At 69.8% G+C, this 11269-nt stretch carries 6 protein-coding genes and 1 pseudogene; 1 reads left to right on the forward strand and 6 read right to left on the reverse strand.

From position 1 onward, the window contains the following. Positions 1-92: 92 nt before the first annotated feature. The 6 genes from sbnB to ACWDZ4_RS29275 form a co-directional block, all read right to left on the reverse strand. Positions 93-1163 carry a 2,3-diaminopropionate biosynthesis protein SbnB gene (gene sbnB / locus ACWDZ4_RS29250; RefSeq protein WP_451511400.1) on the reverse strand — a complete coding sequence of 357 codons (1071 nt, stop codon included), beginning with the start codon at positions 1161-1163 and terminating at the stop codon, positions 93-95. After that, positions 1160-2161, reverse strand: a complete 1002-nt coding sequence (locus ACWDZ4_RS29255; RefSeq protein ID WP_451511401.1) for a TauD/TfdA family dioxygenase — start codon at positions 2159-2161, stop codon at positions 1160-1162. Before ACWDZ4_RS29255 ends, sbnB begins: the two co-directional genes overlap by 4 nt. Positions 2162-2192: 31 nt before the next feature. Then, positions 2193-5471, reverse strand: coding sequence for a non-ribosomal peptide synthetase (locus ACWDZ4_RS29260; protein WP_451511402.1), 3279 nt, complete (start codon positions 5469-5471; stop codon positions 2193-2195). A gap of 17 nt (positions 5472-5488) precedes the next feature. Beyond that, positions 5489-7939: a Pls/PosA family non-ribosomal peptide synthetase gene (locus ACWDZ4_RS29265; RefSeq protein ID WP_451511403.1), complete on the reverse strand. Its 2451-nt coding sequence runs from the start codon at positions 7937-7939 to the stop codon at positions 5489-5491. A 216-nt stretch (positions 7940-8155) separates the two neighbouring features. Beyond that, positions 8156-9664 carry a glutamate synthase subunit beta gene (locus tag ACWDZ4_RS29270; RefSeq protein WP_451511404.1) on the reverse strand — a complete coding sequence of 503 codons (1509 nt, stop codon included), beginning with the start codon at positions 9662-9664 and terminating at the stop codon, positions 8156-8158. A gap of 477 nt (positions 9665-10141) precedes the next feature. Next, entirely contained in the window at positions 10142-10384 is a 243-nt protein-coding gene (locus tag ACWDZ4_RS29275) for a hypothetical protein (RefSeq protein ID WP_451511405.1), read from the reverse strand. A gap of 700 nt (positions 10385-11084) precedes the next feature. Between ACWDZ4_RS29275 and ACWDZ4_RS29280 the strand changes: the two are divergent. Next, positions 11085-11269, forward strand: a pseudogene (locus tag ACWDZ4_RS29280) (molybdopterin-binding oxidoreductase); the annotation flags it as partial.

The following is an 11269-nucleotide window of genomic DNA, read 5'->3' on the forward strand; positions in this document are numbered from 1 at the left end:
GCGGCTGCGTGACCGACGGATCTGTCGGGAGCCGGTGGTGCACGGGATTCCTCGCGGGGTGCCGGGGCCGGGGAGAAGGGGCGCTCGGCCGCTCATCCGTAACGCCGTAGTTCGTGGAAGAAACCGTCGATGATGTGCAGCCCTCCGGAGCGGGCCACCTCGTCGTAGACATACTTGCCCACCGCCAGATCGAGAACCCCGAGGCCGAAGGGCGAGAAGACGACCGGCCGGTCCCTCGGGACCGTCACCCGTCCGTCCATCACGTCGCTCAGCGTGCCGTGCAGGAAGTCCCGGTTGCCCGTGAGCTGCTCGGCCAGGTGGGGTGAGGTGTTGGCCTTGAGACAGTGCTCGACGTCGTCGACGATGTTGACCGAGGCAAGGATGATCTCCGGCGCCAGGTCGCGCAGCGACACGTGCAGCACCATCGGGTTGTGCTCGAACCACGACAGGTCGCTGACGTGCGGCTGCGCGGCGACGGTGGCGAAGACCACCAGATCGCTGTAACGGATCAGCTCTTCGGCGCTGTCGTGCACGCTGATCCGGCCGGTGGTCTGCGACTGCTCCAGGTAGCAGCGGAATCCGGCCGCGCTGTCGGCGGACACGTCGTGTACGCCGACCTCGTCGAACGACCAGCCGGTGGCGACGAGGAAGTCGTAGATGTAGCGGGCGATCAGGCCCGCCCCGAGGAACCCGACGCGCGTCGGACGCGGTCGGCCGCTGCTGAGCCACTGGGCCGCCAGAGCCGCCGAGGCTGCCGTTCTGGTGGCACTGATGATGGAGCCTTCCAGGCAGGCGAAGGGGTAGCCGGTGCCGTGGTCGTTGAGGATCAGTACCGCCGAGGCCCTCGGGAGGCCGGCCACCACGTTCTCCGGGAAGCTGGAGATCCACTTCAGGCCGTCCACCCGCGTCGGCTCCCCGATCGAGGCGGGCAGCGCGATGATCCGGGAGGACGGGCGGTCGGGGAACCGCAGGAAGTAGGACGGCGGGTTCACGCAGTCACCGGCGCTGTGCAGCCGGTACGTGGCCTCCACCAGCTCTACGATCTGCTTCTCGCGCCCCATCAGCACACCCTCGACCTGGGCGCCGGAGACGACAGCGAACGTCGGCACGTCGACCGGCTCACGCAGAAAGAGTTCCATCGCGGGGGAACGCCTGGCAGTCATTCCGTGGTCACCTCCCCTTTCGGCGAGCAGTCGGTCAGGCGCACCGGGTCGGCCATCCCGACGAGCACCTCGCGGGGTCCCTCGTAGGGCTCCCTGCTGTGCGCGGTGCGGACGTTGTCGACGATCATCAGGTCGCCGGCCTGCCACGGCTCGCGTACGGTGTTGTCCTCGTAGATCTTGTTGAGCAGTTGCACGACGTCTTCACCGAGGGGATCGCCGTTGCCGAACCGGGTGTTGAACGGCAGGCCGTCGCCGCCGTAGACGTCGACGAGGTACTCGCGCACCTCGGGGGCCAGCGTCCACTCGTTGAGGAACGCGATCTGGTTGAACCAGCAGCGTGCGCCGGTGACCGGGTGCCGCACCACGGCGTTGCGGCGCTGCCTGGTGCGCAGTGTCCCGTCGGGCTGCCAGGCGAACTCGATCGCGTTGGCGCGGCAGTAGCTCTCGACAGCGCCGCGGTCCTCGGTACCGAACACCTCGGCCACGGACGCCCCGATCTCGTCGTTGTAGCTACGGGTGAGCAGCCAGCCCTCCCGCTCGAACCGCTCGGTCAGCTCGGTGGGCAGCGCCTCCAGCACGGCCGACGAGTCGGCCACCGCGGTCGCCCCGCCCTCGGTGGGCGCGCCGAGGCACGCGAACAGCATCAGGGCGGGGAACTCCAGGACGTAGCTCAGTTCGTGATGCATGCACATCGGCTGGTTGGGCGGCCACGGGGACGAGGAGTACACGCCGGACTCGTAGGTCCGCCGGGGCGCGAAGGACTCTTTCTCGGTCATCAGGGCCGTGGCCAGCCGCCGGAAGACGGTGCCGGTCCCGTCTGCGTCGCGCAGCCCGAGGCCGCGGACCAGGACCGCACCGTGCTCGGCGACGAGGGCGCGCAGCGCGTCCCTGTGCCCGGCCGCCCAGTGGGCCGGGTCGCCTGCGGCCTCGGCCCTCAGCACCGGGGGCCTGCCGGATCCCAGCTCGAGACCCGGTGGCGCCGGGAATGGGGTCGGCATCTCGTTCTCCTTTCGTCTTGCGTCGCTCACGTCAGGAAACCGTTCGTTCGGCGGCGCGCAGCACGGCCTTCGCTGCTTCCGCCGGGCGGGTACGCGGGAAGTGGTGACCGCCGTCGGCGAGCTCGTGCAGGTCGACGTCGTCGGCCAGCAGCCGCCAGTCGCGGTGCCGCTCCCGGAACCCCGCGGTGATCGGGTCGTCGGCGGCCACCACCACCGTGACCGGTGCGGACAGCTTCACCGCCGGTGGGCTGTCCAGGGCGTCCGCGAAGTAACGGTGGGCGGACGCCACGTCGTGCCGGTAGGCGGCGGCGACGTGCTCGGCCTGCGCGGCATCGAGCCCACGCAGTCCGGGGCAGCCGCTGTCCTCGCTCAGCTCGGCGGCGATCCGGGCGTCGCTCCACCCGGCCAGCTCGGTGACGGCGGCGCGGCGGCCGGCGGCGTCACCGAGCAGCTGCGCCGCGACGAACACCCGTTGGACGCCGGCCCCGTGCTCCTCGAGCCTCCTCGCCGTCTCCAGGGCCGGCGCGGTCCCCGAGGAGTGGCCCCACAGCAGGATCCCGGTCGGACCGAGGCGGGAGATCTCAGCACTGACCTCCTCCACCACCTGCGCCATCGACACGAAGGGGCCGACCCCGGAGGACACGTCGTGGCCCGGCGGCTCGACGGCGTACACCGCCGGTCCGCTGCCCTGCAAGGCCCTGGCCAGCGGCTCGAAGCTCACCGCGCTGCCGCCGGCGTGGGGGAAGCAGACGAGGGCACCGGTCCGGGTACCGGCCGGTTCCGACAGGAGCTGCAGCAGCCCGGAGGACCGTTCGGATCCGTCGTCGACCAGCCGGGCCAGGTCGGCGAGCACGGGGTGACGTGCGATGTCCTTGAGGGACACCGCACGGTCCAGGGCTACTGCCAGCTTCACCGCCGACAGCGATGTGCCACCCAGGCCGAAGAAGTGGTCCAGCCGTCCGATCCGGTGCTGCGGGATGCCGAGTACCTTCGCCCAGGCGGCTGCCAGCCGCTGTTCGGTCGGTGTCATCGGCTCGGTCGGCGTCATCGGCGCGCCACGGTCCTCGCCGGCCGCGTCGAGTTCGCCGGACAGCGCCGTCAGCGTCTTCCGGTCGGTCTTGCCGTTGGCGGTCACCGGCAGGCTCTCCCGCCAGTGGAGGGCCGAGGGGACCATGTACGCGGGCAGCGACTCGCCCAGCCGGTCCAGCAGGACGCCGGCATCGAGCGGCCGCGGGCCGGTGCAGAAGGCCACCAGGTGCCTGCTGTGGTCGGACCGCTCGGTGACGACCACCGCGGCGTCACGGACACCGGGCACCCGCAGCAGGGTGTTCTCGATCTCGCCGATCTCTATCCGGAAGCCACGGATCTTGACCTGACTGTCCCGGCGGCCGAGGAAGTCCAGCTTGCCGCCGGGCAGCCAGCGGCCGTAGTCGCCGCCCCGGTAGAGGCGTCGGCCGGCGTCGTGCGGATCGGTCATGAAGGCATGCCGGGTGCGCTCGGGGTCGTTGACGTATCCGCGGCCGACGCAGACGCCGGAGAAGACGATCGCGCCGGGAGCGCCGAGCGGTACGGGTGAGAGGTGCTCGTCGACGACATAGACACGTACGTTGTTGACGCACCGGCCGAGCGGCACCCGTTCGGTGTCCGGAACCCGGTCCATGACCTCGTGGTGGGTGTCGTCCGAGGTCTCGGTCAGCCCGTAGGCGTTGACCAGCCGGATCCCCGGCGCGGCCGCGAACCAGCGCTGCGCGAGCTCCTTCTTGAGCGCCTCGCCGGTGACCGACACGTACCGCAGGTCCGGCAGCTCGCGGGGGCACTGCTCCAGACAGGAGAGTACGACGTCGAGGTAGGACGGCACGACCTGCAGCACCGTGACCCGGGCCTCGGCGACCCTGTCCACGAACCGCTGGACGTCCAGGATCACCTCCTGCTCGACCAGCAGGGTCCGCCCGCCCACCAGGAGCGCGGAGAGCAGCTGCCACAGTGATATGTCGAAGCACTGGGGTGCGGTCTGGGCGACCACCTGGCCCTCGCGGATCTCCAGGTCGTCGATCTTGGCGCAGAGGTGGTTGAGCATGCCCGCGTGTTCGCACATCGCACCCTTGGGCTCGCCGGTGGAGCCGGAGGTGAAGTAGATGTACGCCGCCTGGTCCGGTGCCACCCGGACGCCGGGATCGGTGGCGGCGTGGTCCTCGGCGCGGACCTCGTCGACGTGGAGCTTGCGCACTCCGGGCGATGCGCCCGGGGACAGCGAGCCGAGGGCCTGGTCGAGCGTGGCGGTGCTGCCGTGTTCGGTCAGCACGAGTCCGCACCCGGCGCGGGACAGCGTGGCCGCGATGCGCTCGGCCGGGAAGTGCGGCTCGATGGGCAGGTACACCCCACCGGCCTTGAAGACGGCGAGGACGGCGGCCGTCCAGTCCAGGTTGCGCTCGGTCACCACGGCGACGACGCCTTCGCGCCGCAACCCCCGGGCCAGCAGGGCCCGTGCGAGGCGGTTGGCTCGTTCGTTGAGCTCCCGGTACGTCCACTGCCGGTCGCCGTGCACCGCCGCGACGGTCTCGGGGTGCGCCCGTACCCGCTCCTCGAACAGCTCGTGGACCCTGCGGTCCGGCAGGTCCCGGTGCGGCCCGGCCAGTCCTTCGACCTGGAACCGGAGCTCCTCGGCGCAGAGCAGGCTCTGCCGACGGTGCTCCGCGTCCGGATCGGCGGCTGTCAGCGCGAGCGCGGTGAGGTGGTAGCCGGCGATCCTGTCGGCGGCGTCCGCGTCCAGCACGTCGGTCCGGTACCGCAACCGCAGTACGGACCTTCCATTGTCCTGTGACACCCCGAGCCCCAGTACGACGTGTCCGGGAAGGTCGCCGACACCGCCGGCCGGGTCGAACACCGCCTCGGTCGACGGCCCGGCCAGGCACAGCTCGTGCCTGAGCTCGTCGACCGGGAAGTCCTTGTGCGCCAGCAGTTCCGACTCGGCCCGGCGGGTCCGCCCCAGCAGTTCCCGCCACGAGTCCGGTGCGGTCGTCAGCCGGCAGGGCAGCGGCGGGCCACCCTCGACGGCGATGTAGCCCGTGCTGACCTCGGCGTCGCCGGACAGGGCCGCGAGCACCTTGGTGTGCGCGGCGAGCACCACCGTGGTGAACGGCATCGCCAGGTCCTCCACGAGCCGGTGCAGCGCTGTCATCACGTCGTCCGGGACCGTCGCCTCGTGCGTGGCGATTCCCGGCACCGGGTCCGGCGCCCAACGCGGGAGCGTGGTGGATCCACCGGCGGTGAGCACACCGCTCCAGAACTTCCGGCCGGCCTCGGTCCGCATGTCCGTTCTCCCTCCGCTCACCGTCGCCGCGTCGCGGGATCGTCGTGGACATCGCGCGACTCCACGGCGGGATTTCCGCCCCACCGGGCGTGCTGCGGCACGTCCTCGCCCTTCATCAGGAAGGAGTCGGTGGCGAGCACCGCGCCGTCGCCCATCGTCACGCCGTAGTGGACGAGGGCACCGGCACCGAGGGTGCAACCGGCGCCGACCACGCTGTGGTCGGACTTGAAGGTGCCGTCCTCCTGTGAATGGCACTGGATTTTGCTTCCGGCATTGAGCGTGCAGTCACTTCCGATCGTGGTGAGCGTCCGCTCCGTCACATAACAGCCGTCGTCGAACACCTTGCTGCCGAGCCGGACTCCGAGCGAGCGCCATATCACGTTCTTGAAGGGAGTGCCGTTGAAGATGTTCAGGTAGTGGTCGGGCACCTTCCACAGGCGCTCGTGCCACCAGAAGTACGGGTCGTAGATCGAGCACAACCGGGGCTTCAGCGGGCGGAATCCGGCGACGGCGCGCTCCAGCAGAACGAAATAGGCCGCAGTGAGCAGGAGGGCGAGGACCAGCGACACGGCCACCACCAGCTGTCCGAGTACGCCGTGCAGGTCGACGGCAGCAAGGCCGAGCACCGTAAGGAAGAAGAAGTGGAGCCACCGTACGAAGAGGCAGAAGCCCATGGTGCGGATGTTGTAGCGGTTCTTCGCGGCGAGGTTCCGGCGCAGGTTTTCTCCGGTCCGGAGGTGGTCGAACCGGGAATCGCGTTCTACCGAGCGGGGAATTTCGAAGCAGGGGGAGCCGAGCAGTCCGACGCCTTGCCGTATTTCGCCGTCGAGAGGGACCATCACCTTCGTCCCGAGAAGGCAATTCTCCCCGGTCCTCGCACCGGAGGGATAGGCGATGTGGTTTCCCAGGAAGTTATGAGAACCGATCGACGCCCGGGACACACGAAATGACGTACTGGAAAATTCCGCGTTCATGATGGAAAGCCCGTCGGCGACCATTGTCCCACTGCCCACGGAAGCCAGGTAGGGGGTCTCGTGCCGCACGTCCGAGCCGAAGTTCGACCCGGTCTGCTCCACCCGTGACAGGTCGTATCCGAGACCGCGCAGATAGTCGACGATGTAGGAGCTGTCACCGCAGAGCCAGAGGAAGAACTTCACGTTCGTCAGGCGCGTGATCGTCCGGTGCACCGAGTAGTGGAGGCCGTACAGCGGATAGGTCCTGTCGGGCCTCACCACCAGGTTCAGCAGGCGCGGAACGGTGAGCAGCGTGGCGAGGCCGACGACGACGAAGCCGAAGAACAGCACGAGGGAGACGATCAGCGCGTCGAGGTAGAGCTCAGGCGACGTGAAGCCCACGGTGCCGGGGGCGAGCGCGTCGTCGAGCGCCGGGACCTCGGCCAGCAGCATGTAGACGCCCCCCACGGTCAGTGGCACGTACAGCAGGAACAGCTGACCCGCGGTGAGCAGGCCGTACCAGGCACGGCGCAGTGCGCCGCAGGGCGCCGGAGCGACCCGCACGTAGTCGACTTCGGTGCGCTGGGCGGGCGATCCGTGCCAGCGCTCGCCGTCCGGGACGCGCTGGCCGCCGTGCAGCGCCGACGTATGGCCCAGCTGTGAGCCGTCTCCCATCGACGTGTCGATGTCGAGGACGGTCTTCTCGCCCACGAACACGTCCCGGCCCAGGGTGACCCGGCCTGTCCTGATGCGTCCGGCCTGCGCCCGGTAGCACAGGAAGTACGAGTCCTTGCGGATCACCGTGCCGGCGCCGATCGTGAGCAGGTCGGTGCAGACCGGCACGGTCGGAGAGAGGATCGTGACGCGCTTGCCGATCCGGGCGCCGAGTGCCCGCAGGTAGAGCACGTACAGGGGATTGCCGACGAAGAAGATCATCGGGTTGGCGTGGAGCAGGACTTTGACGGTCCAGAAGCGCAGATACGTCAGCCCCCAGACCGGGAATTCGCGGGCGCTCCACCGGCCGATCAGGATCCATTTGGCGACGACCGGGAAGGCGCACAGCCCCACGAAGCCGACGCCGCCGAAGAGGAGCGAACGCAGGTAGAGGCCGGCCGGCCCCGAGCCGTCGGAGACCCATTCATAACCCCGGACGGTGAGGATTCCCGCCAGGAACGAATAGCCGAGAAACAGCAGAAATTGAGACGTTCCGCAGAGTACGTACCGCAGTGTGCCGGTCGGTTCCACCACTCGGGTCTGTGCCGGGATCGACGGCTCCGCAGGGGAGGGCGCGATCTCATCGAGGGCCGCCGCGAGACTTCTGATCGTCGGATTCCGGTAAATGTCCTTCATCGAGACCGACGGAAGGTCCGCACGCTTCCTGACCCGTGCGCAGAAATGAGCCATGACCAGGGAGTTGGCCCCCAGGTCGTCGAAGAAGTGGCTGTCGGCCGACACCCGTTCGACGTGCACAAGGTCGGCCAGCACGTCGGCGAAGTTCTTCTCGGTGTCCGCCACAGGGGCGGTGTGCCCCCGCTCGGTGAATTCGGATTCACCCGGTGCGGGCGTCAGAACCTCGACAGATTCTCCTTCCGTGCGAACCCCAGAAGAGAATTCCTCCGGTTGCAAATCCTCACCTCCCCGTGTCCGTTGTCCACCGCCGGGCTTTCGCTCGAATCCGGTTGCCGTCAAACTCGTTCGAATGCGGAGAGCTGTCGGCCGGTCAGTGGAGAGTCACACCGTCAGGGGCCGGTCCGCCGGGGAGACCGGGGCCGGGAGCACCGTGGCGCCGGTCAGGTAGCGGTCGGTGGCCGCCGCCGCGGCCCGCCCCTCCGCGATGGCCCACACCACCAGCGACTGGCCGCGTCCGGCGTCGCCCGCGATGAACACGCCCTCCGTCTCGGCGTGAGCGGTCTGCTTCTGCTTCTCCACCCGCGCGGCGGCGAAGGCGGTGTCCCGGGCGAAGTTCCCGCGGTCGTCCAGTGTGATCCCGAGCTGCTCCATCAGGCCGTTGTCCCGCTCGGGGCCGGAGAAGCCCAGGGCGAGCAGCACCAGCTCGGCCGGGGTCGTCCGCTCGGTGCCCGGCAGTGGCCTTCTGGTCGTCGGCTCCACCTCCGTCAGGTGCACCGCACGCACGTGGCCCGCCGGTCCCCCTTCGAAGCGGAAGGTGGCGGCGCAGAAAACCCTCGGGTCCGCGCCGTGCCGCTCCCGGGCCTCGTGATGGGCGTGGGAGATCCGGTATATCTTCGGATATACGGGCCACGGCTCGCTCTCGGGCCGGGTGTCACCCGGCACCGGGTTGATGTCCAGCTGCGTCACGGAGGCCGCACCCTGGCGCAGCGCGGTGCCCAGGCAGTCCGACCCGGTGTCCCCGCCGCCGACGATCACCACGTGTTTGCCCTCGGCCGTGAGGGGCGGCGAGATGCAGTCGCCCTCCCTGGTCCGGCCGGCCAGGGTCAGGTAGTCCATCGCCTGATGGATGCCGCGCAGTTCGCGGCCGGGAACCGGCAGTTCCCGCCGCTCCGTGGCACCGACAGCGACGATCACCGCGTCATGGCGCCTCCGCAGCTCGGCGGCGTCCAGATCGCTGCCGACCCGCACATGGGTGTGGAACCTGGTGCCCTCGGCCCGCATTTGCTCGATGCGGCGGTTCAGGTGCCGCTTCTCCATCTTGAATTCGGGAATGCCGTAGCGCAGCAGTCCGCCGATGCGGTCGGCGCGCTCGTACACGGCGACGGTGTGGCCGGCCCGGGTGAGCTGCTGCGCTGCCGCCAGGCCGGCCGGCCCCGACCCGATGACGGCGACGGCCTTCCCGCTCAGCCGCTGCGGCGGCCGTGCCGGTACGCACCCGCTCTCCCAGGCGTGGTCGGCGATGGCCTGTTCCACGTTCTTGATCGTGACCGGATCGGCGTTGACGGCCAGTACACAGGCGTCTTCGCACGGTGCCGGGCACAGGCGCCCGGTGAACTCGGGGAAGTTGTTGGTCGCGTGCAGCCGCTCGGCCGCGGCGCGCCAGTCACCACGCGTCGCGTACGCGTTCCACTCGGGAATGAGGTTCCCCAGCGGGCAGCCGCTGTGGCAGAACGGTATGCCGCAGTCCATGCAGCGCCCTGCCTGCTCGGACACGAAAGGAAGCAGCGGCTGTCCTGCGTGGACCTCACCCCAGTCGCTCAGTCGTTCCTCGACGGGACGAGCCCCGCTGGGCCTACGGGGGGTCCTCAGGAAGCCATGGGGGTCTGTCATGAGCGCCGCCTCCAGCGCCGATTCGAAGTGCTTTAAGCCACTTTCGTACTTTACGCTCCCTTTCTCAAGATTTCACCCATATGGCAGTTTATATGCAAAGAAGGGCAGTTGGGGATGGATGCCTCGACGCGTTGCATGCAGAGAGCACGCTTCTCTGGCTTCCTAGGGCGGCGGTACCGAGGCGGACAGGGGCAGGGGAAGTCGCACAGCAGTGGCCCGGATCCTCGCGGCTCGTCGGCGCCGTGCTCGACGCCGAGGAGACGGCGGGCGGCCGCCGGTTCGGTACGGGCAGCCACCACGCGGACCTTGCCCCGGAGCTTGGACACGGGCTCATGCGGCGGGATCGGCATAGTTGACGGTGTGTGGTGCGCCGATGCGAAGGTGGCAGGACTGTGGTGTCCGAGGCTGGAGTGGCGGCGGGCGCGGTGTGGCGGTGCAACCGTCGGAACGCGTCGAGACGGGCCCGCGCTCGCAGCGTCAGCCCTTTTGGTCCTGGAACGTCTCTCGTCCGAAGGCCGTGTTGAACCACTTGGCGAGCGCGTGGTCGGCAGAGTTTCCGGCCGGGCTCGTCGACCGGGTCACGCGAGCGGTGCGGCAGGCGCCGGTGCATGCCTTGTCCGGGTACCGGGCGTCGTGGCCGATATGCAGGATGACCCCGGTGAGGCCGGCGCGGGACCGCTCGGCCGCAGCCGGAACACCGACGGCGGGTCCGGCCCGCATGCGACCTGTGTCCAGCCGGCCGGGTGGTGTGGGCGCAGGTCGGCCGTGGCCGCCGGGTGCAGGAACTTCCCGTCCGTCGGGGAGAGATATGCGATGTCGCCGGCGTACTTGCTGTTCGGTTCCTTCGCCGCGCAGCCCTGTCCGGCCAGGCCCGTGGTCTCCGTGACGGGTGGGGCGGAGAGGGTGCCGCGGTGCTTGCGCCACAGGCGGAGGCCGGCGAGCCCCGGGCTTGGACGAGACGGGTGACGTACTTGCGGTGGACGCGCTCGCCGTCGGCGCGGAACTCGGCGGCGACTCCGGGGACGCCGTACACCCCGCCGGAGTCGCAGGGGACGGTTCGTGTCCGGGCGGCGAGCCCGGTCTGCGGCGAGTCCGGATCCTGGCCGGCGGGGCAGCCCGAGTGCCGAGTGGGAGCCCGGGCGCCGCCCGTCGGCGGCCCGTATGAAGAACGGTCCACCAGCCGTGGGCCGGTCCTCCCGTGCGACTGTTCTGCACGCATGGCGATCTTGGTGAAGACCGTCCCCAAGCCCCCGCGACCGGCGCCGGCGATCGGTCCACCCGGAAAGCCGACCGAGTGCATGCAACGGCATCGGGTGACAGGCAAGCCCGGCCCCGAAAGTTTTTCACATGGCCGGCACGACGGACCAATCCGCTGTGCGGCCGGCGCCGAATAGAGGGTGTGAGGATCTCCCGAAGGGAAATGGCCCACGGCGGGCTCACCGCGCCCAGCGGCCTGCTCTCCGGCTTCGCAGCGCTCGCCGTTGCCGAGCTTGTTTCGGCGGCCGTCCGGCCCGAGGCCGGACCCGTCACCGCGGTGGGCGGCGCGGCGATCGACCGCACTCCGGCGCCCGTGAAGGACTGGGCGATCCGTAATTTCGGCGAGAG

The organism is Streptomyces sp. NPDC003016 (genome assembly GCF_053591455.1).

Excerpts from the sequence above, each read along its gene's own strand:
- ACWDZ4_RS29255 (WP_451511401.1), bottom strand. The coding sequence starts at position 2,161 with ATGCCGACCCCATTCCCGGCGCCACCGGGTCTCGAGCTGGGATCCGGC.
- ACWDZ4_RS29260 (WP_451511402.1), bottom strand. The coding sequence starts at position 5,471 with ATGCGGACCGAGGCCGGCCGGAAGTTCTGGAGCGGTGTGCTCACCGCC.
- ACWDZ4_RS29270 (WP_451511404.1), bottom strand. The coding sequence starts at position 9,664 with ATGACAGACCCCCATGGCTTCCTGAGGACCCCCCGTAGGCCCAGCGGG.
- ACWDZ4_RS29275 (WP_451511405.1), bottom strand. The coding sequence starts at position 10,384 with ATGCGGGCCGGACCCGCCGTCGGTGTTCCGGCTGCGGCCGAGCGGTCC.
- sbnB (WP_451511400.1), bottom strand. The coding sequence starts at position 1,163 with ATGACTGCCAGGCGTTCCCCCGCGATGGAACTCTTTCTGCGTGAGCCG.